At 62.9% G+C, this 25,871-nt stretch carries 28 protein-coding genes; 8 read left to right on the plus strand and 20 right to left on the minus strand.

The features are described from left to right. The first annotated feature begins 42 nt into the window (after positions 1-42). Positions 43-714: a flavin reductase family protein gene (locus VF194_RS17130; protein WP_330892407.1), complete on the plus strand. Its 672-nt coding sequence runs from the start codon at positions 43-45 to the stop codon at positions 712-714. 1 nt (position 715) lies between these two features. On the opposite strand, the gene VF194_RS17135 is transcribed toward VF194_RS17130, so the two are convergent. Both VF194_RS17135 and VF194_RS17140 read right to left on the minus strand, forming a co-directional pair. Continuing rightward, positions 716-1,240, minus strand: coding sequence for a PAS domain-containing protein (locus VF194_RS17135; protein ID WP_330892408.1), 525 nt, complete (start codon positions 1,238-1,240; stop codon positions 716-718). A gap of 87 nt (positions 1,241-1,327) precedes the next feature. Further along, positions 1,328-1,903 carry a hydrolase gene (locus tag VF194_RS17140; RefSeq protein ID WP_330892409.1) on the minus strand — a complete coding sequence of 192 codons (576 nt, stop codon included), beginning with the start codon at positions 1,901-1,903 and terminating at the stop codon, positions 1,328-1,330. Positions 1,904-1,984: 81 nt separating this feature from the next. Between VF194_RS17140 and VF194_RS17145 the strand changes: the two genes are divergently transcribed. Further along, positions 1,985-2,635, plus strand: a complete 651-nt coding sequence (locus VF194_RS17145; RefSeq protein WP_330892410.1) for a TetR family transcriptional regulator — start codon at positions 1,985-1,987, stop codon at positions 2,633-2,635. Between the two features lie 40 nt (positions 2,636-2,675). Here the strand turns inward: VF194_RS17145 and VF194_RS17150 are convergent, their stop codons facing one another. Together VF194_RS17150 and VF194_RS17155 are read right to left on the minus strand one after the other, a co-directional pair. Continuing rightward, complete coding sequence (locus VF194_RS17150) at positions 2,676-3,254, minus strand: hemerythrin domain-containing protein (RefSeq protein WP_330892411.1); 579 nt, start codon at positions 3,252-3,254, stop codon at positions 2,676-2,678. 111 nt (positions 3,255-3,365) lie between these two features. Then, positions 3,366-3,578 carry a heavy-metal-associated domain-containing protein gene (locus VF194_RS17155; protein WP_330892412.1) on the minus strand — a complete coding sequence of 71 codons (213 nt, stop codon included), beginning with the start codon at positions 3,576-3,578 and terminating at the stop codon, positions 3,366-3,368. A 219-nt stretch (positions 3,579-3,797) separates the two neighbouring features. On the opposite strand from VF194_RS17155, the gene yajC reads away from it, so the two are divergent. From yajC to VF194_RS17175, 4 genes are all read left to right on the plus strand, one after another. Then, on the plus strand, positions 3,798-4,136 hold the full coding sequence (yajC, locus tag VF194_RS17160; protein ID WP_330892413.1) for a preprotein translocase subunit YajC: 339 nt from the start codon (positions 3,798-3,800) through the stop codon (positions 4,134-4,136). 98 nt (positions 4,137-4,234) lie between these two features. Beyond that, positions 4,235-5,851 (plus strand): protein translocase subunit SecD, encoded by a 1,617-nt coding sequence (secD, locus tag VF194_RS17165; protein ID WP_330892414.1) that lies wholly within the window; start codon positions 4,235-4,237, stop codon positions 5,849-5,851. Between the two features lie 14 nt (positions 5,852-5,865). Then, positions 5,866-6,825: a protein translocase subunit SecF gene (secF, locus tag VF194_RS17170; RefSeq protein WP_330892415.1), complete on the plus strand. Its 960-nt coding sequence runs from the start codon at positions 5,866-5,868 to the stop codon at positions 6,823-6,825. Positions 6,826-6,839: 14 nt separating this feature from the next. Further along, on the plus strand, positions 6,840-7,214 hold the full coding sequence (locus tag VF194_RS17175) for an Mth938-like domain-containing protein (protein WP_330892416.1): 375 nt from the start codon (positions 6,840-6,842) through the stop codon (positions 7,212-7,214). A gap of 3 nt (positions 7,215-7,217) precedes the next feature. Here the strand turns inward: VF194_RS17175 and VF194_RS17180 are convergent, their stop codons facing one another. After that, on the minus strand, positions 7,218-7,796 hold the full coding sequence (locus VF194_RS17180; protein ID WP_330892417.1) for a urate hydroxylase PuuD: 579 nt from the start codon (positions 7,794-7,796) through the stop codon (positions 7,218-7,220). A gap of 139 nt (positions 7,797-7,935) precedes the next feature. On the opposite strand from VF194_RS17180, the gene VF194_RS17185 reads away from it, so the two are divergent. After that, complete coding sequence (locus VF194_RS17185; RefSeq protein ID WP_330892418.1) at positions 7,936-8,772, plus strand: phytoene/squalene synthase family protein; 837 nt, start codon at positions 7,936-7,938, stop codon at positions 8,770-8,772. On the opposite strand, the gene VF194_RS17190 is transcribed toward VF194_RS17185, so the two are convergent. Genes VF194_RS17190 through uvrA form a run of 4 tightly spaced genes read right to left on the minus strand, consistent with a single transcriptional unit; the run spans position 8,767 to position 14,466 of the window. After that, positions 8,767-9,615, minus strand: a complete 849-nt coding sequence (locus VF194_RS17190) for an SDR family oxidoreductase (protein WP_330892419.1) — start codon at positions 9,613-9,615, stop codon at positions 8,767-8,769. The genes VF194_RS17185 and VF194_RS17190 overlap by 6 nt on opposite strands. Beyond that, complete coding sequence (gene trmFO / locus VF194_RS17195) at positions 9,612-10,982, minus strand: methylenetetrahydrofolate--tRNA-(uracil(54)-C(5))-methyltransferase (FADH(2)-oxidizing) TrmFO (protein WP_330892420.1); 1,371 nt, start codon at positions 10,980-10,982, stop codon at positions 9,612-9,614. The genes VF194_RS17190 and trmFO overlap by 4 nt, the downstream gene beginning before the upstream one ends. Further along, a complete protein-coding gene (locus tag VF194_RS17200; RefSeq protein ID WP_330892421.1) occupies positions 10,966-11,541 on the minus strand; it encodes a regulatory protein RecX in 576 nt (191 codons plus the stop codon). Before VF194_RS17200 ends, trmFO begins: the two co-directional genes overlap by 17 nt. A gap of 30 nt (positions 11,542-11,571) precedes the next feature. Beyond that, the gene (uvrA, locus tag VF194_RS17205) at positions 11,572-14,466 is read right to left on the minus strand and encodes an excinuclease ABC subunit UvrA (RefSeq protein ID WP_330892422.1); all 2,895 of its coding nucleotides are present in this window, start codon (positions 14,464-14,466) and stop codon (positions 11,572-11,574) included. Between the two features lie 110 nt (positions 14,467-14,576). Here uvrA and ssb point away from each other — a divergent pair, with 110 nt between their 5' ends. Then, positions 14,577-15,068, plus strand: coding sequence for a single-stranded DNA-binding protein (gene ssb / locus VF194_RS17210; protein ID WP_330892423.1), 492 nt, complete (start codon positions 14,577-14,579; stop codon positions 15,066-15,068). Here the strand turns inward: ssb and VF194_RS17215 are convergent. From VF194_RS17215 to VF194_RS17265, 11 genes are all read right to left on the minus strand, one after another. Further along, a complete protein-coding gene (locus tag VF194_RS17215) occupies positions 15,065-15,466 on the minus strand; it encodes a hypothetical protein (RefSeq protein ID WP_330892424.1) in 402 nt (133 codons plus the stop codon). The genes ssb and VF194_RS17215 overlap by 4 nt on opposite strands. Next, positions 15,463-15,756 carry a hypothetical protein gene (locus tag VF194_RS17220; RefSeq protein ID WP_330892425.1) on the minus strand — a complete coding sequence of 98 codons (294 nt, stop codon included), beginning with the start codon at positions 15,754-15,756 and terminating at the stop codon, positions 15,463-15,465. The genes VF194_RS17215 and VF194_RS17220 overlap by 4 nt, the downstream gene beginning before the upstream one ends. 41 nt (positions 15,757-15,797) lie before the next feature. Beyond that, positions 15,798-16,049, minus strand: a complete 252-nt coding sequence (locus VF194_RS17225; RefSeq protein ID WP_330892426.1) for a CsbD family protein — start codon at positions 16,047-16,049, stop codon at positions 15,798-15,800. 201 nt (positions 16,050-16,250) lie between these two features. After that, positions 16,251-17,099, minus strand: coding sequence for a nucleoside triphosphate pyrophosphohydrolase (gene mazG / locus VF194_RS17230; RefSeq protein ID WP_330892427.1), 849 nt, complete (start codon positions 17,097-17,099; stop codon positions 16,251-16,253). An 84-nt stretch (positions 17,100-17,183) separates the two neighbouring features. Next, a complete protein-coding gene (locus tag VF194_RS17235; protein ID WP_330892428.1) occupies positions 17,184-17,453 on the minus strand; it encodes a DUF6455 family protein in 270 nt (89 codons plus the stop codon). Next, positions 17,450-17,851 (minus strand): DUF6455 family protein, encoded by a 402-nt coding sequence (locus tag VF194_RS17240; RefSeq protein ID WP_330892429.1) that lies wholly within the window; start codon positions 17,849-17,851, stop codon positions 17,450-17,452. Before VF194_RS17240 ends, VF194_RS17235 begins: the two co-directional genes overlap by 4 nt. Before the next feature lie 336 nt (positions 17,852-18,187). After that, a complete protein-coding gene (locus VF194_RS17245; protein WP_330892430.1) occupies positions 18,188-20,623 on the minus strand; it encodes a glucose/quinate/shikimate family membrane-bound PQQ-dependent dehydrogenase in 2,436 nt (811 codons plus the stop codon). Positions 20,624-20,739: 116 nt separating this feature from the next. Beyond that, on the minus strand, positions 20,740-21,855 hold the full coding sequence (locus VF194_RS17250) for a DUF1513 domain-containing protein (RefSeq protein WP_330892431.1): 1,116 nt from the start codon (positions 21,853-21,855) through the stop codon (positions 20,740-20,742). Next, positions 21,845-22,918 (minus strand): imelysin family protein, encoded by a 1,074-nt coding sequence (locus VF194_RS17255; RefSeq protein WP_330892432.1) that lies wholly within the window; start codon positions 22,916-22,918, stop codon positions 21,845-21,847. The genes VF194_RS17250 and VF194_RS17255 overlap by 11 nt, the downstream gene beginning before the upstream one ends. Before the next feature lie 12 nt (positions 22,919-22,930). Then, positions 22,931-24,397 carry a di-heme oxidoredictase family protein gene (locus tag VF194_RS17260; protein WP_330892433.1) on the minus strand — a complete coding sequence of 489 codons (1,467 nt, stop codon included), beginning with the start codon at positions 24,395-24,397 and terminating at the stop codon, positions 22,931-22,933. 52 nt (positions 24,398-24,449) lie between these two features. Next, on the minus strand, positions 24,450-25,742 hold the full coding sequence (locus tag VF194_RS17265) for an imelysin family protein (protein WP_330892434.1): 1,293 nt from the start codon (positions 25,740-25,742) through the stop codon (positions 24,450-24,452). Between the last annotated feature and the right edge of the window lie 129 nt (positions 25,743-25,871).

The raw sequence follows: 25,871 nt of genomic DNA on the forward strand, positions 1-25,871 counted from the left end.
TTCCTATATTGGGCGCCGTTCCTGGCCGCCGACGGATCCAGCATGACTGCCGATTTCCATTACTACGAGACCGCCAAGGGCCATGGCCTGGCGCATGATCCCTTCAAGGCCATTGTCGGGCCGCGGCCGATCGGCTGGATCTCCTCCGTCGACACCGCCGGACGGGTCAATCTGGCGCCCTACAGCTACTTCAATGCGGTCTGCGACGCGCCGCCGATGGTCGCCTTCGGCAGCAGCGGCTGGAAGGACAGCATCGCCAATGTGAAAGCGACTGGCGAGTTTGTCGCCAATCTGGTGACCAAGACCCTGGCCGAGGCGATGAACCAGACCTGTGCCCCCGTGCCGCATGAGACCAACGAGTTTGAGATTTCCGGTCTGACGCAGGCATCCTGTCGATTGGTGAAGGCGCCGCGCGTGGCGGAGAGCCCGGCGGCGCTGGAATGCAAGCTGCTGCAGGTTGTCGAATTGCGGGATACGGAAGGGCGGCCGACGCAACACTGGCTTGCCATTGGCCAGGTCGTCGGGGTGCACATCAACAAGGCCTATCTGAAGGATGGCCTGTTCGATACAGCAGCCGCGCATCCGATCCTGCGCGCCGGCTATCTCGCCGATTATGCCGAGATCACGCCGGCGGCGATGTTCCGCATGCGGCGCCCGAGCGCCGAGGAAGCCTTGGAAGCTGCGCCGCGATTCCGGCGCAAGGAGACAGTTTGAATCACGGCTGCCCGGCGTCGCTTTCGTCTAGCTGGGAAACGCCGAACAGCATGTCGACGGTTTCGCCGTCGCGCGACAGCGGAAACAGCAGGGTCTCGACGCCGACCGTAACGCGTTCCTCGTTCCAGAACGTGACCGCGTTGATCTGCAGCGGCCGCCGGTGCTTGGCCACGGCGGCATAGGCACGCCCGACCAGGTCGGCGACGGGCGGTTCGAACAATTCGTCCAGCATACGGCCGGTGATTTCCCGGCCGGCCAGGTTGGTGACCAGCGTCCCCGCCAGACGATAGCGGAAGCGCAGGCGCGTGGCGCCGCGCACCACGTCGGCAAGAAAGACGGTCGGCAGGAAGCTGCGCATCTCCACGGGATCGAGAGCGTCGCGGCAAGGCAATTTGCCATCCGGTGCGGTTTTGCCGTGCCAGTATGACCAGGCGGCAAGGCCGGCTGCGGTTTGCGGTGCCAGATTCCAGGACGCATCCGCCTTCGGATTGGCGGTCGCGGTGAGCGGGGGCGGCGGCCTGAACATTGGAAACCCTGCAATAACAGGTATGGGATGGGCCGCAGGCGATCTGCGGCCCATCGATTGCATACAAGTATATAACCGGCGGAAAGGTCAAGAAATCGCGGCAGCGACCTCGGCTGTCCTGGTGATCCGGCCAAGACGAGGGAAAATCTTGGCCATGGCGAAGCTATGCATGTCCTCGCCGAAGCTGCTCATGGCGTCCTCGGCGAAGACCTGGGCATAGTTCTGTTCCCAGGCGGCACGGGCGGTGGATTCGACGCCGATATTGGTGGCGATGCCGGCCAGCACGATGGTCTGGATGCCGCGCCGCCGCAATTGCAGATCCAGTTCCGTACCGTAGAAGGCGTTCCACTGCCGCTTGGTGATGATGATGTCGTCCGGCGAAACCTCCAGCTCCGCGGCAAACTCCATCCAGTCGGGCGGAAAGCCGCCCGGCGGATAGGGAAAGGGCTGATCGACCGGCTGTTTCAACGTGTCGGAAAATCCCTCCGACCAGCCGACATGGACGAGGACGACAGGGGCCATTGCCTTGCGGAAGGCCTTGGCGAGCTGGGTGGCATTCTGCACGACCTGCTCGGGCGGATGCGGCGCGATCGGCAGGCGCAGGATGCCTTTCTGCAGGTCAATCAGGACAAGCGCGGTGCTGCGGGGATCCAGGCTTTGCATGATGGTTCCTTTACGGCTAGAAAATGTGAGGACAAACTCACATACGGCCGTTATATGAGGCGATCCTCACAAAAGGCAAGCATGCGCCGCAAGGCTGCCCCTAAGGCCGTGCCCCGGGCCACCCAGGACGAGGCGCGCACACCGCAGCGCGAGCGCGGCAAGCAGCGGGTCGCGGCCTTGCTGGATGCCGCCGCCGCAATCTTTGCCGAAAAGGGGTATGAGGCGGCGACCATGGCTGAGATCGCCGCCCGTGCCGGGGCCGCGATCGGCTCGCTGTACCAGTTCTTTCCCAACAAAGAGCTGCTTGCCGGCACGCTCCGCGCCCAATATGGCGACGCGTTGTACGACGACCTAGCGGCGTTGCGGGAGAAGGCCGGTGCCTGGACTGAAGAACAGCTCGCCGAAGGCCTGCTGTCAGGCTGGCTGGACTTCCTCGAGCGGCACCCAGGCTTCATGGCGCTGGTCGAAGCCCAGGCCGGTCTCGATGCGGCTCGCGCCGCCGATGTGCGGGCGCGGATGCGCCAGTTGATCGCTGGAATCCTGCAGGCCCACGCGCCGCATCTGTCGCAGCAGGGGGCCGCCAGCATCGCCACTGCGGTGCTGCAAACCCTGAAAGGGGCGGCTGCTTTGCGTATCGAGGCGGAGTTGCCCGAGCGCACAGCGGTTTTGGATCAGCTTCGGCTGATGCTGCAGCTCTATCTGAAATCGCAGCTCGGCGGGAAAAGCCGTTGATTCCGTCCGTGCCGCCTTCGGGCCGGCCGAAAGCCTCCTCCTATGCCAGGCCGATCGGGGCGGGGGCCAGATTGACAATGCGCCGCCGCAGGTCATCGAAGTGGGTTTTCGCTTCGAGACCGATGAGGGGATCGTTGTTGCTGGCGAAGGCGACGTCGATCTCGGCCCAGTCCTCTTCGGTCAGCCGCGCCTCGGCCAGCGGCAACACCTGCTCCTCTTCGAGCCGCATGTGATTCCAATGGAAACGCGCGTAGCGATTGGCCAGATCGCGGAAGAGCAATAGCCGCTTCCGCTCCCGGGGGTTCAGCCGCAGCCGTTCGAAACTGCGCCGCAGCCCGGCCATGAGGGCGCCATTATGGAAATGTTCCGTTTCGAGGGCGTCCAGCAATTGTCTGGCATCCGGCGCACGGGGCGCCAGCAGGCGGAACAGATACTCATCCTCCTTGGCGTGGTGATAGCGATCGGGGAACCGGTCAACATAATCCAGCATCGCCTGCAACAGCTCGAAATCGGGCTGCCCCCCGCGATCGGCGAGATCGTCGAGTATGGCGACGAGGGCGTGCAGCATGGCGCCGAAGGCGCGGTGTTCGCCGCGAATGGTGAGGGTCGCCTGGTGCATGGCTCTCCCCGGCAAGGCGGTATCGTGAAGCATTCCGCTAGTTACCGCCGGGATCGCGCCTTGGCTTTGATCCAGCGCAACAAAGGTCGCAATCGGGAAGAAGCACAGGCGTCAGCCTTTGCCGCTATCGAGGATGCCAAAGCCCGCATCACGGATGGCATTGCGGACGGTTGCCTGCCGATCGGGCGGCAGGTCGTTGAAGCGGACCTGCTTGCGGGCAAGGTCGACCTCGAAGGCCATGCCGGGGGCAGCCGCGCTGATCGCATTGCTGATCGTCCGTTTACAGGCGTCGCAGGTCATACCTTCGATATTCAGAATCAGCATTCGCGGCTCCCAACTCAATGGGCCACTATAAGCCCGATGCCGGTCTCGGGCTATATCCGCCACCGCGGCTTTGCGCCGCAGCCCATTGATTCGCAATGTATATTTCATCTTGAAAGATGGCGGCCGGTCGGCCCGAATGCTTGCAATCCGACCGCCTGTCGCTATAGTCCCCCTCTCGCGCCGGGGTCCCGGCTTCAACGACGCACAGGGAGTGCTTTCATGCTGATTTCCGAGGCCTATGCGCAAGCAGCAGGCGGTGGCGCCACCGATATGTTGACCTCGCTGCTGCCCCTGGTCCTGATCTTCGTGGTCTTTTATTTCCTGCTGATCCGTCCGCAGCAGAAGAAAATGAAAGAGCATAAGGCCATGATCGAGGCGGTGCGCCGGGGCGATACCGTGACTACCTCTGGGGGCATCATCGGCAAGGTGGTGAAGGTGCAGGAAGACGGCGTTGTGCAGGTCGAGATCGCTGAGGGCGTCAAGGTAAAGGTCGTCAAGGGCACGATCACCGAGGTCCGCGCCAAGGGCAGCGAGGCCGAGGCCGCCGAGAAGGCGTGACCTGAGGGGCGGGTGCCGTCTATCGGTGCCCGTTTACCACTGTTTCAGTGAGGCGCTGACGGGTCAGACCGGAGAGAGCAGGCCGGAGAGAGATTACGATGCTGTATTACGCGCCGTGGAAAACTGCCCTGGTGGTGCTGGTGGCGTTGGCTGGTCTGATTACCGCGGCGCCGAATCTGTTGACCAAGCAGCAGCTGGAAGCGCTGCCGTCGTGGATGCAACTGCCGCAGGTCAATCTCGGCCTCGATCTGCGTGGCGGTTCGCATCTGCTGCTCGAGGTGGATACCTCTGCCGTGCTGCGGGATCGGTTGGAGGCCATCGTCGAAGGCGCCCGCGAGGAGCTGCGCAAGGAGCGGATCGGCTATACCAATCTGGGCATTTCCGGCACGAATGCCGTGGGTCTGCGCCTGCGCGATCCCTCCCAGGCCGACCGAGCCCGCGAATTACTCAACAAGCTGGGCCAGCCGTTGCAGGGCGGGGCGTTCAACCTGGGCGCTTCGCCGTCCGACCTGCAGGTCGATATCAGTGCCGATGGTGCGGTCCGCATGACGCTATCGGAAGTGGCCGTCCGCGAGCGCGCCCGTTCGGCGGTCACCCAGTCGATCGAGATCGTCCGTCGCCGCATCGACCAGACAGGCGTCAATGAGCCGACGATCCAGGTGCAGGGCAACGACCGCATTCTGGTACAGCTTCCGGGTATTGACGATCCGCAGCGCATCAAGCGCCTGCTTGGCACGACGGCCAAGCTCAGCTTCCACATGGTCGATACCACGGCCAATCCGAATGCCCCGCCGCCGCCCGGCACGGAAATCCTCGAGGGCGACAAGCCGCGCGTGCAGGGCGCACTGGTCGAGCGCTATGTCGTCAAGCGCAAGGTCGAGGTTGCGGGCGAGGATCTGGTCGACGCTCAGGCCGGGTATGACCAGCGCAACGGCGAGCCGATCGTCTCCTTCCGTTTCAATACCAAGGGCGCCAAGCAGTTCGCGGAGATCACCCAGCAGGCTGTCGGCCAACCCTTTGCCATCGTACTCGACAACAAGGTGCTGAGTGCGCCGGTGATCCGAGAGCCGATCCTGGGCGGCTCGGGCCAGATCAGCGGCAATTTTACCGTGGCTGAAGCCAATGATCTCGCCGTGCTGCTGCGCGCTGGCGCCTTGCCCGCGCCGCTGAAAGTGATCGAGGAGCGGGTGGTCGGCCCGGATCTCGGCGCCGACGCCATCCGCGCCGGTGTGATCGCCGTCATTATCGGCTTCGTGCTGGTCAACATCTTCATGGTTGCGATCTACGGTCTGTTCGGCGCGTTTGCGGTCGTGGCGGTCACGCTGAACCTGATCCTGATCCTTGGCGCCCTCTCGGTGATGCAAGCCACCCTGTCGCTGCCGGGTATCGCCGGCATCCTGCTGACCATCGGCATGGCGGTGGATGCCAACGTTCTGATCAACGAACGCATCCGCGAAGAGTATCGGTTGGGGAAATCGGTGGTCGCCTCTCTTGATGCCGGTTTCAACCGCGCTTTCTCGACGATTCTGGACTCCAACCTGACCACGCTCATTGCGATGGCCATCCTGTTTGCCGTCGGCTCGGGTCCGGTGCGCGGCTTTGCCGTCACCATTTCGATCGGCATCGTCACCTCGATGTTCACGGCGATCACCGTCGTGCGCCTGATGATGGTGATGTGGCTGAAATCGGCCCGTCCGAAGACTCTGGCCGTGTAAAGGAGCGCCAGACCATGTTCCGCCTGCGCCTGATACCGGAAAAGACCAACATCAAGTTCATGAAGGGCCGCTTTGCCGGCCTGGCCGTATCGGCCTTCCTGTCGATATCCTCGATCATCCTGTTCTTCTACCCCGGCCTGAATTACGGCATCGATTTCAAGGGCGGCGTGCTGATGGAAGTGCGCATGCAGGACAGCGCCAATTTCCCGGCGCTGCGCAGCCTGTTGGGCGGCTTGAATCTGGGCGAGGTGGCGCTGCAGGAATTCGGCTCGCCACGCGATGTGCTGATCCGTCTGGAAAAGCAGGAAGGTCCTGACGAAGCGCAGAATGTGGCGGCCGATTCGGTCCGCAGCGCGCTGACCAATACCTATCCGGGCACCGAGATTCGCCGCGTCGAGGTGGTCGGCGGCAAGATCAGCGCCGAGCTGTTCGAAACCGGCCTGCTCGCCGTTGGCCTCTCGCTCCTGGCCATTGCCGTCTATATCTGGTTCCGGTTCGAATGGATGTTTGCCGCGGCTGCGCTGATCACGCTGCTGCTCGACATCACCAAGATGATCGGCTTCTTCGCCGTGACCCAGTTGCCTTTCGGCCTGACCGCGGTGGCGGCGATCCTCACCATCATCGGCTATTCGATCAACGACAAGGTCGTCGTCTACGATCGCATGCGTGAAAACCTGCGCAAATACAAGACGATGCCCTTGCGGGAGCTGATCGACCTCAGCATCAACGAGACGCTGTCGCGCACGATCTTCACCTCGGCGACCACCTTTCTTGCCATGGTCCCGCTCGCCTTCATGGGCGGCGAGGCGGTCGAGGTCTTCGCCATCGGCATGCTGTTCGGCATCGTCGTCGGCACGTCGTCGTCCATCTTCATCGCCGCTCCGCTGGTGCTGCTGAGCGGCGAGAAATGGCTGCGGCGCAACAAAGCCCCCGCTGTCGAACCCAAGGGGACGGCCGCAGCGCAACGGCCGTAGGCGGGATTGCTGCCATGGATCTGCTGCCGCGCATCCCCGCTGACCGGCAGGTGATCAACGCCTACGGCGACGGCGGATTTCGCATCACCGGCAAGCGCTGGGAGGAAGCGGTGCTGGTCTTCCCTGGCCAGACGATCGGCTGGGGCGTTTCCTCGTTTGCAGAGATCAGTTTTGAATCGCTGACGCCGATCTTCTCGGCTGAGCCGGCTGTGGAGCTTCTGCTGCTCGGTTGCGGGCCGAGCATCGCCTTCGTTCCGAAGCCGCTGCGGGCCGCTGTCCGCGAGCGGGGCGTGGTGATCGAGGCGCTGGATACCGGCGCCGCCTGCCGGACCTATAACCTTCTGATGGGAGAGGGGCGGCGGGTTGCCGCCGCCCTCATCCCGGTTTAGCGGCTAGAGCGTAATGCCATTCTGCTGCGCCACCATGCAGTAGAGCAGCGGGAAGGACAGCGCGAAGTTCGCTCGCGAGGTCAGCATGGCGATGCGGGCCGCCTTGGCCTTCGCGGCATCGTCTGCGGGGACGAGGCCCAGCACCTTCTTCTGGTTCGGCCAGATGACGAACCAGACATTGAAGGCCATGATCAGCCCGAGCCACATCCCGATGCCGATCATGCGGACGCCTTCCTGCAGCATCATCGCCTGATGGCCATAGCCGTTCAGAGCCGACAGGATGAGGCCGGTAACCATGGTCGATACCGCAGCCCAGCGGAACCAGAACAGCGCTTCCGGCGCTATATACCTCCCGACCGCGGGTTTCAGTTCGGCCGGAATTTTCGACATGATCGGGATTTGCACCAGATTGAAATACCAGAGCAGGCCGACCCACAGGATGCCGGAGATGACATGCAGCCAGCGGAACAAGAAGGCCCAGAAGACGTGATCGAGATCGCGGTCGCCGATCAGGAACAGGATCAGCGCCAGCACGACACCGGCACCGATCGCTCTGTATGTATTCTCGAATAGCTTCGCCATGATTGCCGTATCCTCGCCGGAGATTGCGATTAACGAATGCCCCGTGATGTCTGCGTGCGACAACCGTGATTCGCGGCTATCAGGCTATCACAAAACATGGTAGCGACTATCTGCCACGACGCTAAGGGGTAATTCCGGCATGGCACAATCGGCTGAAGAATACTGCGCCCAGGAAGTCCGGCGCCTCGATCCCGATCGCTGGCTGACTACCCTGTTTGCTCCTGATGCCAGGCGCCCGGCGCTGCTGGCACTCTATGCCTTCAACAGCGAAATCGCCCGTGCCCGGGAAGCCGTTACCCAGCCGATGATCGGGCAGATCCGCCTGCAATGGTGGCGGGAAGCCTGGGAAGGCGTCAAGGAGGGCAAGCCGCGGCAGCAACCCGTCGTGCAGGCTCTCTATGCTCATTGCCGTAACCTCGACATTGCCGATGCCATGACACTGATCGACGCGCGCGAGCGCGACATGGATGCGGCACCGATGGCAAACCTGGCGGAACTGCTCGGCTATGCCGAGGCCAGTTCGGCGCCGCTGATGCGGCTCGCTGCCCAGGCGCTGGGCGCGGAACTGGATAACAATCTATGCGAGGCGATCCGGCTGGCCGGCACGATCTATTCCCTTGTGGGACTTCTGCGGGCGGTGCCGTTCCTGGCGGCACAGCAGCGCATCTATCTGCCGGCAGATCGTTTAAGGGCGGCGGGAACGGAACCCGAGGCGCTGTATCAGAAGGAACTCGGCGCGGCAGTGTTCACCGCGGCTGCCGAGGTTGCCGACGCGGCCGAAGGGCTGCTGTCGCAGCTTTGGGACAGGCGCATCGACAAAACAGCAATGCCCGCCTTGCTGCCCGCAGCCCTGGCGCGTGTGCATTTGCGCTGCCTGGCCAAAGCCGGTTTCGATCCGCGCAAACCCGAAGCCTCAGCGTCGGCAACGCGCCAGCACATGGCGCTTCTAACCGCGGCATGGCGCAGGCGTTTATGAAAAAGTTTTGCGCAGGCCTTCGGTCAGGGACATCGGACGCACGCCCAGGCGGCGGGTCATCTCATCGATCGGAAAGGCCTTGTCCTCGGCAAGCCGGCGAATCTCGGCGCGTTTGATACGCGGCAGGAAGGGCAGCAGACCCGTCGCCAATGCCGCCATTTCAAGCAGCGCGCCGGGGACCGGCAGGATGAGCGGCCGCTTTCCGATGGCATCGCCGACCGCGAGGATCAGGTCGCGATAGGGCATGGCAGCTGGCCCGGCGATGACGATCGGATCGCCGATGGCCTCATCACGGAACACCGCCGCCTCCAAGCAGGCGGCGACGTCGTCGACATGGATCGGCTGGATCAGCGACCGCCCGCCATCGGGCAGCGGGATGACGCCGAGCTTTTTGATATAGGCCGCAACCCGCTGCAGATTATTCTCGCCATCGGCGCCGTAGATCATCGTGGCATGTAGCATGACGCCGGGGATGCCGCTTGCCTGTAAGGCCGCCACCGTTGCCTTCAGCCTGGCGATGTTGGGATCGTAGACCTGGCTGAAAATGCGGGTCGATCCCATCAATACGATCCGTTGCGCATCGGGCGGCAAGGCGGCGAGCAATGCCGCGCCGTAGCGGCCATGCACGCAGGAAACCAGAACGCGGATATCGGCCAGGGCAGGACCGATCGTTTCCGGCTGCTCCAGATCGATGCGGCGTGCCGATGTCCGCAATTCGGCGGGCAGCTTTTCCGGGCTGCGCACGATGGGGATGATGGCTGCGCCGCGCGCCAGCAGGCGCCGGGCGACATGGCGGCCAAGTTTGCCCGTGGCGCCGACCAGCCCAATCGGCGGCATCGTCATGCCGCGGCAGCCTTTTGCGTCTCCAGCCAGGCACCGAGATCGGCACGCGCCCGGCGGCTCAAGCTACGCTTGCGCTCATCCTTGCGCACATCCTCGGGCGGCGGCGGAAACAGCCCGAAATTGACATTCATCGGCTGGAAGGTCTTGGCATCGGCGCCGCCGGTGATGTGGTTGTGCAGGGCGCCCAAGGCCGTGGTCGGCGGCGGCGGAACCTGCTCGGAGCCCAGCCGTTCGGCCGCAGCCATGCGGCCGGCGAGCAGGCCAATGGCCGTGCTTTCGACGTAGCCTTCCACACCGGTCACCTGGCCGGCGAAGCGCAGGCGCGGCATTGCCTTCAGGCGAAGCTGCTGATCGAGCAGCTTGGGGCTGTTGAGGAATGTATTGCGGTGGATGCCGCCCAGGCGGGCGAACTGGGCATTCTCCAGACCGGGTATCATGCGGAAAATGCGGACCTGTTCGGCATGCTTCATCTTGGTCTGGAAGCCGACCATGTTATAGAGCGTGCCAAGCTTGTTGTCCTGACGGAGCTGCACCACGGCATAGGGCTTGCGGCCGGTGCGCGGATCGATCAGGCCGACCGGCTTCATCGGCCCGAAGGTCAGTGTGCGCGGGCCGCGCTCTGCCATCACCTCGATCGGCAGGCAGCCTTCGAAATAGGGCGTGCTTTTTTCCCAATCCTTGAACTCGGTTTTCTCGGCCGCCAGCAGCGCGGCGTGGAATTCGAGATAATTCGGCTTCTCGAACGGGCAGTTGATGTAGTCGCCCTCCGCAGCCTCATTGTTTCCGCCCGGGCCGACCTTGTCATAGCGGGATTGGAACCACGCCTTCGACATATCGATGCTGTCCTTGTACACGATCGGCGCGATCGCATCGAAAAAGGCAAGGCTTTCCTCGCCGGTGAGATTGCGGATTGCCTCGGCCAAGGCAGGCGAGGTGAGCGGCCCGGTGGCAATAATAACGCTGTCCCAGTCCTCGGGCGGAAGAGCGGATATTTCCTCGCGGCGAATCTCGATCAGCGGTTCTGCCTCGATCGCCTTCTGCACTTCCGCGGAGAAGACATGGCGGTCGACGGCCAGGGCTCCGCCGGCCGGCACCTTGGCGATGTCGGCGGCGCGCATGATCAGCGAATTGCAGCGGCGCAGTTCCTCATGCAGCAGGCCGACAGCGTTGTTGTCGGCATCGTCGGAGCGGAAAGAATTCGAACAAACCAGCTCCGCCAGGCCGTCGCCCTGATGCGCATCGGTCCTGCGCACCGGGCGCATTTCATGCAGCGCCACCGGCACGCCGGCGCGGGCGATCTGCCAGGCGGCTTCGGAACCGGCCAGGCCGCCGCCGACGACATGGATGGGCTTACGCGTCTTCGTCATGCAACAACTCCTCAAGGCCGGCGACGCTCTCGGCATTCAGGACCTTCATCGCCACGGCCTGGCTGAAGCCCCGCCGCGCCAGCGCGCCCAGATCCTTCTGCCGCATCGCCGCCCGTTCCGCCGGGTCTGACCGGTAGGGGCCGAGCTTGCGTTTGCGGGCAAAAGTCGCCGCCGCCGGCAGGTCCGAAATAGGCGTTTGTGCCTCGTCCTGCAACCGCTCCAGCGCTGCCTCGATATCCACCTTGGCGACGCCCTTGGCCGCCAATGTCTGCCTGATACGGCCCAGCGCTTTGCCCTCGGCGTACAGGCGCCGGACACGGCTTTCCGCAAAAGCCCGGTCGTTCAGCAGGTTGTTGTGCTGCAGCCTGGCCAGCAAGGCGGCAATCCAGGCGGCGCCTTCGGCGGCATCGGGGACACCATGTTCCTGGATCGAGCGCCGCAGCTTGCGGTCCAGCACCCGGCGCAGATTTTCCGCCGAGCTGCTGTAACGCTCGAGATAGAAGAGGGCGGCCCGCTCCAGGTAATCCGGAGTCACCTTTTTTGGCCGGCTGCGCGGCATGGCGTCTCCCCTGACGATCTCTTCCGGGCGCTACTCCGCCGCGTCGCGGCGCTTCGGCGCCTTCTTCAAGGCGACCTCGCTGCGCTGCGCCGGCGGCTTGAGATATTCCTTCAGATACTGGCCGGTATAGCTGCCCGCGACCTTGGCGACCTCCTCCGGAGTGCCCTGCGCGACCACCCGGCCGCCGCCATTGCCGCCTTCCGGTCCCATATCGATGATCCAGTCAGCGGTTTTGATGACTTCGAGATTGTGTTCGATGACGATCATCGTATTGCCGGCATCGACGAGCGTATGCAGCACTTCGAGCAGCTTGCGCACATCCTCGAAGTGAAGCCCGGTGGTCGGCTCGTCGAGGATATAGAGCGTGCGTCCGGTGGCGCGTTTGGAGAGCTCCTTGGCCAGCTTGACGCGCTGCGCCTCGCCGCCGGATAGCGTCGTCGCCGACTGGCCGATCTTGATGTAGCCGAGGCCGACTTTCTCGAGCGTCTCCAGCTTTTCGCGGATCGTCGGCACCGCCTTGAAGAATTCGGCGCCGTCTTCGACGGTCATGTCGAGCACGTCGGCGATCGACTTGTCGCGATAGGTGATCTCGAGCGTCTCGCGATTGTAGCGCTTGCCTTTGCAGACGTCGCAGACGACGTAGACATCCGGCAGGAAGTGCATCTCGATCTTGATCAGGCCGTCACCCTGACAGGCTTCGCAGCGTCCGCCCTTGACGTTGAACGAAAAGCGGCCCGGCGCATAGCCGCGCGCCTTGGCTTCGGGCAGGCCGGCGAACCAGTCGCGGATCGGCCCGAAAGCGCCGGTATAGGTGGCGGGATTGGAACGCGGCGTGCGCCCGATCGGCGACTGATCGATATCGACGATCTTGTCGAGCCATTCCAGACCTTCGATGCGGTCGTGCGCGCCTGGAATTTCGCGGCTGTTGTTCAGCTTGCGCGAGATCGCCTTGTATAGCGTCTCGATCGTCAGTGTCGATTTGCCGCCGCCGGAGACGCCGGTTACGCAGGTGAAAATACCCAGCGGGAATTCGACGGTGAGGTTCTGCAGGTTGTTGGCCCTGGCACCGACGACGCGCACGACCTTGTTCGGCGTGCGCTTGCGCCGCTGCTTCGGCACCGGCACGGACTTGACGCCGGTCAGATACTGGCCGGTGATTGATTTCTTGTTGGCCATAATGTCGTCCGGTGTGCCCTCGGCGATGATCTCGCCGCCATGCACGCCGGCGGCCGGGCCCATATCGATGACGTGATCGGCCGTGCGGATCGCCTCTTCGTCATGCTCGACCACCAGGACGGTGTTGCCGATATCGCGCAGATGAACCAGCGTTTCCAGCAGTTTGGCGTTGTCGCGCTGATGCAGGCCGATGGAGGGTTCGTCGAGCACATAGAGCACGCCGGTCAGCCCCGAGCCGATCTGTGAGGCCAGGCGGATGCGTTGGCTTTCGCCGCCGGACAGCGTGCCGGACGAGCGCGACAGCGTCAGATAATCGAGGCCGACATTGACCAGGAAACCAAGCCGCTCGTTGATCTCCTTGAGGATGCGGGCGGCGATGTCTTTTTCCTTCGCCTTCAATTTCTTGGTGAGGTCCAGAAACCACTGGCGCGATTCGAGGATCGAAAGCTCGCAGACCTCGCCGATATGCCTGCCGCCGACCTTCACGGCGAGCGCTTCGGCCTTCAGACGATGGCCGTTGCAGGTCTCGCAGGCGGTCTGCGACTGATAACGCGACAGTTCCTCGCGGATCTGATCGGATTCGGTTTCGCGCCAGCGCCGTTCCAGGTTCGGCAGCACGCCTTCGAAGGGGCGCTTGACCGTGTAGCTGCGCATGCCATCGTCATAGGTGATCGGCACGATGTCGTCGCCCGAGCCATGCAGGATGGCATTGCGCGTCTTCGCCGGCAGGTCCTTCCATTTGGTCGCCAGCGAGAATTTGTAGAACTTGGCGAGTCCTTCGAGCGTCTGCAGGTAATAGGGGGAGGGCGTCGCGGCGCGCGACCAGGGCACGATGGCGCCGTCACGCAGCGTCGCGCCTTCGTCCGGCACGACGAGGGCCGGATCGAAATACATCTTCGAACCCAGACCGTCGCAGGTCGGGCAGGCGCCATGCGGGGAGTTGAAGGAAAACAGCCTCGGCTCGATCTCCTCGATGGTGAAGCCGGAAACCGGGCAGGCGAACTTGGCCGAGAAGATGGTGCGCTCATCCTTATCGGCATTCTCGGCGATGGCGATGCCGTCGGCGAGGTTCAAGGCGGTTTCAAGCGAGTCGGCCAAACGGGTCTTGATATCCGGCCGCACGACGACGCGGTCGACCACCACCTCGATATCGTGCTTCAGCTTCTTGTTCAGCGCCGGCACGTCGGCGATCTCATAGAGCTTGCCATCGACCTTGACGCGCTGAAAGCCGCGCTTCTGCAGATCCTGCAGCTCCTTGCGGTATTCGCCCTTGCGGCCGCGCACGATCGGCGCCAGCAGATAGAGGCGGGTCCCTTCCGGCAATGCCAGCACGCGATCGACCATCTGGCTGACGGTCTGGCTTTCGATCGGCAGGCCGGTCGCCGGCGAATAGGGCACGCCGATGCGGGCGTAGAGCAGGCGCAGGTAATCGTAGATCTCCGTGACAGTACCGACGGTCGAGCGTGGATTTTTCGACGTGGTCTTCTGCTCGATCGAGATTGCCGGGCTGAGGCCGTCGATATGATCGACATCCGGCTTTTGCATCAACTCGAGAAATTGCCGCGCATAGGCAGACAGCGATTCGACATAGCGGCGCTGGCCCTCGGCATAGATGGTGTCGAAGGCGAGCGACGATTTGCCCGAGCCGGACAGGCCGGTCAGCACGACCAGCTTGTCGCGTGGGATGTCGACATCGACATTTTTCAGATTGTGCTCACGGGCGCCGCGGACGGAGATGAACTTCTGCATGGATTAACGTCGGATCTGAGAGGCGGATGATTGCGCTTTACGAGACAGTTGTTCACTATATGCGGCTCGTATAATATAAGACCACTTCGTGAACGGATAGGGGTTAACTGATGGCTGGCAGCGTCAACAAGGTTATTCTGGTCGGTAATCTAGGGCGCGACCCCGAAATTCGCAGCATGCAATCGGGCGAAGAGGTCTGCCAGCTTTCCGTGGCGACCTCCGATACCTGGCGGGACAAGGCCTCGGGCGAGCGCCGGGAACGCACGGAATGGCATAGGGTCGTGATTTTCAATGAAAATCTGGTCAAGGTCGCGAAACAGTATCTGAAGAAGGGCTCGAAGATTTATATCGAGGGTTCCTTGCAGACCCGCAAGTGGACCGACCAGTCCGGCCAGGAAAAATACACAACTGAGGTCGTTCTGCAGCGCTTCCGGGGCGAGCTGGTCATGCTGGATGGCCGCGGCGAAGGCGGCGGTGGCGGCTCCTATGGCGGCGGTGGGGACGACTTTGGCGGTTCGTCGTCCGGCGGCATGGGCGGCGGCCGGTCCGGTGGCGGCGCGCCGCCTCGCCGCGACGATCTCGACGACGAGATCCCCTTCTAACGCCGTACGACCATTGCCAGGATGGCGCCGAGCGCTGCGGCGCCGAGAACCGCCCCGGCGGGGTGATCCCGGGTCAGTTGGCGCCCGACCGGCGCCACCTTGGCCATGGCGTCACGGATCGGATCCGGCTGGGGCCGGCCCCATACCCATCCGGCAATCAGCAGAAGCGCCAGGGTGATCAGCAGCAGCACGCCGGCCGCCGCTGCGGCTGCCCAGGCCGGCGTCAGGATTGCTCCGAAGCCAAGGAAAACGGCCCAGCCGCCGATAATGAAAGTGGCGACAAGCGACGTCAGCGCCACAACGATGATGGCGCCGGCAATGGCTGCCTTTTTGATTTTGCGCGCCAGCATGGCGCTTTGCAGGCCACCCAGCGCAAGCCCCATTATCCCCTTGATCATCGCCGCATGATCAACGCGACGAGGGCGCCCAGAGCAAAGGCGGTGATCAGGCTCGTCGCGGGGTGCTCTCGGACGGTATCCTCAGCCCGCGAATAGGCCTGTCGGCCGGCATCCTTCATGTCGCCCATCAGGGTTTGGACACGTTCCTGCAGTTGCGCCAGTTCGGCCTGCGCGAAGGAGCCGCCTTCCTTTTTGGCGCGATCGAGGACGGTGTTCAATTGCGCGCCAATATCCGCCACCTGGGCACGCAATTCGTTCAAATCGGCATTCATCCGGTCCTGGGCTTCCATGGGGCAAACTCCTTTGCGATGGGACTGGAAAAGCGAGCTTTTTAATGGTGATCGGTCCTGCTGGTTTCCTGCAGCCAGTCTTCGACCTGGCGCTCGGCCTGATCGGTGATGATGCCATAGCGCTCCTGGATTTTGCCGACCAGCAGGCGGCGGTCGCCGTCTATCACAGCGATATCGTTGTCGGTCAAATGGCCCCAGCGCTCGCGGACACTCTCGGCATAATGCTCCCAATCCCGCTCGATCCGGTCCCAGGAAGGAGGAGTTGCTCTAGTTTCGACGCGATCGCTGAACATGATGGAAAACCCCGGCACAGACCAAAAACCCAACCTCCGACGCCAGCCTTGGTGGCTCGGTGCGGTGTACGGCGGAAAATCCGGCTTTTTGCTTACAAAGAACCGGGATGAAGGAGGAAAGTTCCTCGCGCCCGAAACAGTCACGCAAGAAATCGCGTGTTGCCGCAGCGAGGGATGGGGGAAATGCAGCGAGGAGGGGAATTACGGCGCGCGGTGGCTTTTCTCTTCGACTTTGGCGCGATCCCAGGCCCGGTCCATGGCGGCAAGGTCGCACTCCGTCAATGGCTGACCTTCCATTTGCAGAATTGCTTCCATCCTGCTGAAGCGCTTTTCGAATTTACGATTCGCGGCGCGTAAGGCCTCTTCCGGATCGAGTTTCAGGTGTCGGGCCAGGTTGGCAACAACAAAAAGGAAATCGCCGAATTCCTCTTTGACGGCTTCTGAAGAACCAGACGATATTTCGTCCTCAAGCTCTTGCAGCTCTTCCTTTATTTTAGCCAGGACGGGGGCCTTGTCCGGCCAGTCGAAGCCGACGCGCGCCGCGCGGTTCTGCAGTTTCACCGCGCGGGTCAGGGCAGGCAGCCCAGCTGCGACGCCGGCCAGAACCGGCGAAATCCCGTCCGGCGCAGATGTCTTTTCCGCCCGTTCCGCTGCCTTGATCGCTTCCCAGTTGGCAGTCACCGTTTCGGCATGTTCAGCCGCAACATCGCCGAAGACATGCGGATGGCGGCGGATCATCTTGTCGGCAATGGCCTCGGCGACATCGGCAAATGCGAAATGCCCGGTTTCCTCGGCCATGCGGGCATGGAATACCACCTGCAGCAGCAGATCGCCGAGTTCGTCTTTCAGGCCTGCGATATCGCCGCGGGCAATGGCATCTTCGACCTCATAGGCCTCTTCGATGGTATAGGGCGCAATCGTCTGAAAATTCTGCTCCAGATCCCACGGACAGCCGCCTTGCGGATCGCGCAGTCTGGCCATGATATCGAGCAGACGGGCGAGGGCGGCGAGATTGTCGGCCGGATCGGTATTCGATGGAGAATTGGTCATGGCGCCGGTTCTGTCTGGAGGACCTACCAGACAGACTCCTCAACGAGCGAGGAGCCGCCGTCAAGCGCCGCGGCGAAAACCTGATTATGTCGGCCGGATCGCCTCGGTCTGCCGTGGCCAGGCGCTGAAGCGGTTGGCATTCGGGCAGAATTCGAGATAGGCATCGCCGTGGGCGCCATCTTCGAACCAGCGCTGGCATATATGGGCATTGCGGCACCGCATGCAGGTGCGGGCGGCACCGCTGAGCTGTGTGCCCAGCGCCACCAAGGCGGCGGCTTGCAGATCGATGTCCAGCCGCTCCAGCATCTGTTGCATCAGCCTGCTGCGCTGCTCGATATTCTGTAGACCCATCATTGCTTCACCTTGCCGGCGTGCTGGCCGCCCTGGCCATAGGCACCTTGGCGCAGACTGGCCAGGGTAATGGCGTTGGGGCAGTAATCGGGAAACATGGCGTTCGGTTCGGCGCGGGCCAGCCAGACGCGGCAGCGCGCATGCTCCTTGCACAGATTGCAGACCCGCTGCATGTCCCGCAAAACGCCGAGCGAGCAGGTTACGCCGCGCTTGGCCAGCCGGGCCATGATGACCGACAATTCGCCGCTGCCGGCGCCGTGGTGGATCGCCCAGCCCATCTCCGGCTCGCTAAGGCCGATATCGGCGGTAAGGCGAAACCTTTCTTCGACCGAAAGGTTATCCCATTCCTGGACCGTGGCTTTGCGGCGAGAAGGCCGCAGCCAGGCCGCAAGCCGGTTCACATACCGGCCGCCGAAGGATCCGATCCGGTGCGATCTGCGAAGTGAAGATGATGCCGACATTGATCCGCTCCCCAGAATAGTCCGAACGCCAGCATTGGGGGGCGGATGCGGGCCGTCATTGCGATGGATCAACATTCTCATGTGCCGGCTGATCCCAGAGAGGGCTCCGGTTCTGGCCTCAAGAATAATTGGATAATGTATATTATGGAAAATTATATTATCCGGATTTTCCGGGAAATTCTAAACAGGATCCGGTCAGAGGCTTCCTTCTCCGGTTACCGGCTGGCCGACGGCCGGCAATGCCGCGGCTGCCCGTTCTCGTGGCCATCTTGTGCGTCAGCGCGCCGGCAGCGCGTAAGCGATCACGGCATCGCCGGCCTTGGTGCCGAGCGAGCCATGGCCGCCGGCAACCGCGACAACGAACTGCCGGCCGCTCTTTTCCGACCTGTAGGTCATTGGCGTCGCCTGCCCGCCGGCCGGCAGACGGCTCTGCCAGAGCTGCTGGCCGGTCGCGACGTCATAGGCGCGGATATAGTAATCCAAAGTCGAGGTCAGGAAGGCCACGCCGCCGGCAGTGATGACCGGACCGCCCAGGCTGGGCACGCCCATCTTGAACGGCAGCGGCACCGGCGCGCTGTCCCGGATCGTGCCGTTCTTGTGCATATAGACGATTTTCCCCTTTCTGAGGTCCATGCCGGCGACGTAGCCCCAGGGCGGCGCCTGGCATGGCAGGCCGAGCGGCGACAGGAATGGCCGAAGGTCCGCGGCATAGGGCGCGCCATAATTCGGGTTGTTGCCGATTTCCTGGCTGGGTGGTGCGGCTCGCGGCGACTGCACGTGGGCAGTAGGATCCTGCACGTCTTCGCTGTCCGATTTCGCCTGCGCCGTCTCCCGCGAGATCAGCCGGTCGACGAATGCCATGTAATCGGGATTGGCAAAAGCAACCTGCCGCACCGGATCGACGGCAATGCCACCCCAGTCGAAAATTCCGAAATTGCCCGGGAACACCAGAGAACCTTGTATCGAAGGCGGCGTGAAGATGCCCTCATAACGCAGCGCACGGAATTTGATGCGGCAGACGAGTTGGTCGAACATCGTCATGCCCCACATGTCGCTTTCCTTGATCGGATCTTTCGGCAGGAAGGTCAACGCGGAGAATGGCTGTGTCTTCGCTGTCCAATCCCCTTCGATGGCTCCCTGCGGCACCGGGCGTTCTTCGACCGGGATAATCGGTTTGCCAGTGCGCCGGTCGAGTACGTAGATGTCGCCGCGTTTGGTCGGCACGACCAGGGCAGGCACGGTTCCTTCAGGACGCTTCAGGTCGACCAGGCTGGGCTGCGAGCCGATATCCATGTCCCATAAATCGTGATGCACGGTCTGGAAGACCCAGCGCAGCTTTCCCGTAGCGATGTCGAGCGCAACGATGGAGCTGGAAAAGCGCTCGACGGTTTCCGTCCGGTTGGCTCCCCACTGGTCAGGCGTCTGATTGCCCATGGGAATGTAGATGAGCCCCAGCGCCTCGTCGGCGCTGGCGACGCTCCAGCTATTCGGCGAGGTCCAGGTGTAATGCTCGCCCTCGCCGATCGGCTCCGTCTGTTCCGGATTGCCGGAATCCCAGTTCCAGACCAGACGGCCGGTATTGACGTCATATGCACGGATGACCCCGGACGGTTCGCGCACATTGACGTTGTCGCTGACATTTCCCGCGACGATCACGAGGTCACGCGTCGCCACCGGCGGGGACGTCGAATAATAGTAGCCGGGCTGCTTCTCCGGCATGCCGGGCCAGAGGTCAACGGTGCCGTTATCGCCAAAGCCGGAGCAAGGCTTTCCCGTTTTGGGATCGAGCGCAATCAATCTGGCATCGGCGGTCGGCAGGAAAAGCCGTTCCGGGCAATCGCCGGAAGAGCGGCCTCCCTGCTCCGCCGCGGTATGATAGGAAACCCCCCGGCAGGTCAGATGCTGCAGGCTTCTCGACTGGTCGAGCTTGGGATCGTAGCGCCAGCGCTCCTGACCGCTTTCCGCATCGAGTGCGATCACGAAGTCATGCGGCGTGCAAAGATACAGCGTGTCGCCGATTTTGAGCGGCGTGACCTCATAGGTGGTTTCGACGGGGTCGGTTGGCTGCCTGATGTCGCCGGTATGGAAATCCCAGGCGACCGTCAGGCTGTTTACATTACCCGGGGTGATCTGCGTCAAGGGCGAATAGCGGTCTCCATAGGACGAGCGGCCATAGGCCCGCCAGTCGCCGTCCGGGACGCCGGCGTAATTCGCCTGGGTTTCTGTCACAGGGGACATCGCAAGCTGTCCCTCGCGGTCATGGCTTGGCGTCACCATGGCAATAACCCCGACGACGGCGGCGATGGTCAGAGCGACCGCAAGGGGCAGTCCGGCGCCACGCCATGCGGCCGGCGACGCGCCGCTCTCCCCGCGAATCTGGAAGCCGTGCGTGATCCACGGCATCAGCAGATACAATCCGATGATGAAGATGATGTCGCCGCGCGCCGCCAGGGGCCACCAATCGAAACCGATCTCGGCAATGGCCCAGATGATCGAGCCCAGCACCACCAATGCATAGAGCCACAATGCGAGTGTCCGACGCAGGATCAGCAACATGCCGGTCAGCACCAGACCGAGTGCAGTCAGCACGTAATACCACGATCCGCCCAGCGTAATGAGGCGGACGCCGCCAATTCCTAAAATCAGACCCAGCAGCAGAATCACGCCACCCGATATCCACATCACCAGGCGCAGATTGGTCGAATTCTGCATGAGCCCTCCGAAGCGGTCGGTCGTAACCGAGATCGATCACGTCCATAAGCTCCGAAGGCGGAATTCTGTTCCTTTTTGCCCGATTCCGATGCGAGGCGGCCGATGAATCCCGCAATCTAGACGCGGATCGGCATCATGTGATTGTCCCACCGACGCTTTGCGTTTTCGGTCGGCAGCATTGTGAGTTCACGCTTTTGTTCGCGGAAGATATGGCCTTGTCCGTTCGACATCATGAAGCCGCCGCTTTCCCAATCCGCTGCGACACCGCAAACATCATCGATCATGTGCTCGGCCAGCAGGCGCTCGTCATCGAGATTCCAGACCAGGACCTGATTGCCGCGCGGGCTGGTTACCGCGAGGAGCTTGCCTTCGCGATCCATGGCGGCGCTGCCGCAATACTGGCGCAGCGCCGTCCATTTGCGCTCTGGCAAGGACAGAAAGCGCATGGGCGACCGCCCAGCTTGAGGTCCGTCATGCAGGGCGACGAGCGGCACCGGGTCCCCTTTCGGCCCCTCATACTGCATCGCGATGGCGACCCGGCCGCGCCGGTCGCCGGCCAGATGACGGAGGCTGAGCTGATGCAGTTCCCGCGGCGGGCGGATTTGTGCGGTCAGGCGGCCATCCCGGCTGTCGATATAGACCAGGGAAGGATCCATATCGGGGATGTTCAGCTTCAGGCGCGGCGTATCGGCCAGAACCAGAATGCCGCCATTGGCGACGATCAGATGCCGCCCATCGGCAGCCAGCAGAATCTCATGCGGATCGAAGCCGCGGGTCGGCCACTCGCCGACGCGTCGGAAACCATCCTCCGCCGCGTAGACGCCGATCACGCCATCGCCCGTCGAGCCGATGGTTTCCGTCGCGAATAGGCGCTTGCCATCTGCCGAATAGGTACCGTGACCGCAGAAACTGCGATCCTCCATGGCGTCGATCCGATGCTGCAGCTTGCCATTGCGCGGATCGAAGATCAGGGCGCAACTGCCGGGCCGGCGCGTGAAGGCGACGGCTTGGCGATTGTCGGCGCGCCTGGCGAAGCTATGCCCCCGTTGCGGCAGCGGCAGGCTGAAATGCACCCGCCCCGCGCTGTCGAACCCCGCGATACCGAAATCAATGTCTTCGGCAAAGGCATTGAGGAAAAGGTCGTTGCCCTGGGAGGCACGGGCCAGCAGGGGCAATAGGAGGCCCCCCCCCAGAATGCCGAGCGCCGCGCGGCGCGATATGTCAGTCGCCATCGAGCGCATTGAATCCTACCGGAATGTCCAGCTCTGCCGGCAGGAGATGCAGCAGAATCTTTTTCAAGGCCACGATGGAGCGTGCGAGCTTTTCCACCGCCGGACGCGCCTTCCCGTCCTGAACCGCATTCTCGAGAGGCAATGTGATTTCATTTGCCGCCGCGATCGCTTCGTCGAAGGATGCGCGGATACCCTCGGCGGTCCCCTTGTCGGGCATGGCGGGGGCGAAGGCAGTCAGATACAGGTTCCGTGCTGCTTCGAGATTGAGCTGGAGGTTGCGCAGCGAACGCAGGCTGCGCCAGGATTCGGCCAGATGTGGCCGCGCCTCTTGCGCCGAACCTCCGAGCGGCCGCGCGAGCTTATGATCGGCAGCCAGCTCGACGGCGAAATAAAGGCTCTTGAACAGATCGACATTCGCTTCCCGCGGATCACGATAGGGCGTGCCATTCGGCTGCGTCATCCGCGTGGCAAAGGCTGACGCTCCGTCGCGCCATTCATGATCGATCTGCGTCGCCATTGCGGCGAGATTCCCGGCGATCGCTTGCAGATACTGGCAGCGGAAGACAGCCTCTACGCTTTTAGCCGTCAATTTTTCTGCTTGATCGGTGAAGACCAGCCGCTCCAAAGCTGGCAGGCCCTGCAACGCGACGCTGGCATGGGCGAACTTCTCGGGCACCAATGCGGCAGCATCCCTCTTGGCCAGCAAGGCCGCCATCTGTTTGCCGATGATATTGCGCGGATCGGGCCAGAAGGCGAAGCGGTCGGCGCGGGAGGCGTTGGCGGCCGGGCCGAAGCGGACATGCTGAATGTTCTGCCAGGCGTCCTCCACCTCATTATAGGTCTTGCGGACGGCATCCAATTTGTCCACTGCCGGCGCCGCGCAGAACGTCTTCGCTGCGGCATCGAGTTTGCCCGTGGCGACCGCAAGCTGGCCGTAGCGCGGCAGGATATGCTGCTGCACCGCCCGTTCGTTGATGCCGGCATAGACGCTGTCCGGCACGGCATGGGCCGGATCCGCGCAGGCCAGAATGGCAAAGACCGCCAGCCAGGTGAGTCTTTTCATGGCAAATCCCCGTTACAACGACCGTATGAAAGCCAGAAGATCGGCACGGTCCTGCTTTGTCATATGCATCACCTTCCGCTTGGCCGTCTCGGCTTCGCCGCCATGCCAGAGGATGGCTTCCAATATCCCGCGCGCCCTGCCGTCATGCAGCAGCAAGTCGTGGCCGCTGACGGTCTCCGTCAGACCTATGCCCCAGAGCGGCTGGGTGCGCCACTGGCGGCCATTGGCAAGCCCTTCCGGTCGGCCATCGGCAAGCTCGTCGCCCATATCATGCAGCAGGAGGTCGGTATAGGGCCGAATCTTCTGCGGCGCCTGTTCCGGCAGGGCTGGATCGCCGCCGGTCGTAAATGACGGCCGATGGCAGCTGGCACAGCCCGCATCGGCAAAGAGCCGTTTGCCGTGCAATACCGCCGGTCCGTCGGCTTGCCGCCGGGCCGGCACGGCAAGATTGCGCGCGAAGAAAACGACGAGGTCAAACATCGTCTTGGTGACTTCCACCTTTTCGGATGGATCATCGCCGGTCGGCGCGGACAGGCAGGCCGGTTCGTCCGGTGTGCAGTCGCCATGCGACGCTGCGATCAAATGCGTCGACAGGCCCAGATCCTTGGCAAAGGCGCTGGCCGTCTGATCGGCGATGGTGGCCGTGCCGGCTTTCCAGCCGAACCGTCCAAGCATCGCCTTGCCCCGCTCCCGGCTCCATACCCTGTTCGCCCTACCTGCAATGCCGTCGCCATCGAGGTCCTCCGGATCGGCCAGCTTGAGAATCTCAGCCTCCGGGATCAGCTCCAGCAGGCCGAGGCCGATCATAGGCGGTGCCACGCGCGGCGAGACCATGGTGTGGGGCCGCATCGCGCCGTAGTTCAGGTCGGTGACGTGATATTGCGGCCGGCGCAGCGAAACGATCTCGCCGTCAGCCAGGGAGACCGGCATCTCGGCATAATCGATATGCAGTTGTCCTTCGGCCAGCAGCCCCTGCACCGAGAAGGTCTGTAACTGCATGCCATAGGTCGGCTCGGGAATGACCGCCGCTTCAAGGCGCCGCAGCAGGTCTGCCTGGTCAGCATTTTGCGGCGGGACGCTCAGCCGCAAAACCAGCGAGATAGGCTGTTCCCCCGCCGCCGGCGGATGGCCGCGGCCATTCCTGATATGGCAGGATTGGCAGCTTCGCGCATTGTAGAATGGCCCGAGCCCGTCGGACGAGGTGGTCGAACTCGGCGCAGAAGCCCAGAGTCTGCGAAAGATCGCGTCGCCGAGGCGGAAATCGAGCCGACGGTCGAAGGCCATATTGGCCGAAGGATACTTGAAGGCGGATATGTCGATCGGCTGACGGCTGGTGCTGGCGCCGCCCGGCAAATCCTCGCCGGCCTCGTATCCCGGCGGTCGGATCTGGTCGGCCGCAGATGCGGTCGTAGCTGCCGTCGCGAGCGAGGCGGCAGCAATAGCAAAACACAACCAGTGAAGAGGCGAACAACGCGCCATCAACCCGCACCGAAGAGATGGCCGGGCCCGGCATGCGGGCCCGGGTTATCCACTATTTCTTGCCGACCCTTTCGGGGGCGTCGAGGCTGTCCGATCCCTCGAAGCTGACCGCATTCAGTTTCAGTGCGGCAACGATGCGCTCCAGGGTCTTGGTCTGGTCGGTCAGGCGGTCCACGGCGGCTTGCACCACCGCGTTGCCTTCCGGGTTATCCGGCCCGATCATCTGATCGTAGGCTTCCTTGCCTTCGCCGCGCTGCTTCAACGCGGTCATGGCATCCAGTGTAGCCTTCAGCTTGGCCTTCATCTCCGCATCGAGATCAGGGGAGTTGCCGCGCACGACATCGGACAGGCTCGGACCTTTCACGATCTTGCCATTGGTCCGCTTGTATTCACCGGTATAAACGGCAACCATGCCGACCACGTCGTTGTAATGCGAATTGAAGGTGTTGTCGGAGAAGCAGTCCTGCTCTTCTTCCGGATCATGCAGCATCAGGCCGAGCTTCATGCGCTCGCCGGCCAACTCGCCGTAGGATAGGCTGCCGAGGCCGGTCAGCATGCCGCTGATGGCGCCATCCAGCCCCTTCTCTGCCAGCGCTTTGCGCGCCGAGCCATCCTTGTGCCACTGCTTGGTCATCCATGAGAGATCGTCGATCAGGAGCTGCGTCGCTGCCGAAAGGTACTGGGCGCGGCGGTCGCAATTGCCATGGGTGCAGCCGTCCTTGGCGTAGTCGGTCCATGGCCGGTTGCCGGCGCCCGGGCCGGTGCCGTTCAGATCCTGGCCCCAGAGCAGGAATTCGATGGCGTGATAGCCGGTGGCGACATTCGCTTCGACACCGCCCGCCTCATGCAGCTTGCGCAGCAATTTCCAGTCGATCTTCTCGGCATGGATCACCTTGCCGCCGAACTTGACCTGCTTGTTGGCGATGACGTTAGCCGTATACAGGGGATTCTCATCGGATTCTTCGCCGTACTTGCTGGTATCGACATAATCGATGAGGCCCTCATCGAGCGGCCAGGCGTTCACGCGGCCTTCCCAGTCGTCGACGATGGCGTTGCCGAAGCGGAACACTTCACTCTGTTGATATGGCACGCGCGCCGCGATCCAGGCGCTGCGGGCGGCTTGCATCGTCGCCTCGGAGGGATGCTCGACCAGCGCGTTGACGGCCGTCTGTAATTTGCGTGCGCCCTGCAGGGCATCGCCATACACGGCTTCGGCGATATTGGCGTAGGTGTCGATTGCAGCCTGTTTGGCCGCATCGCTTGTTTCGGCACTCGCAGGTCCGGAAAGCAGCCCGACCGCAACGGTCAGCGCTGCGCAAACAGGGAAATATTTCTTATAATGCAAGATATTGCTCCGTTCTTCCGCCGCTGGCCCGGCAGTCGGGTTAGGGCAAATGCTATTAATAATGAGAACCGGTCGCAAAATAAAGCCGGATCTGGGGAGAATCGAGCCGGCGTGGCGACGCATTTGGTC

This window comes from Ferrovibrio sp., assembly GCF_036381655.1.
Classification (GTDB): Bacteria; Pseudomonadota; Alphaproteobacteria; order Ferrovibrionales; family Ferrovibrionaceae; genus Ferrovibrio.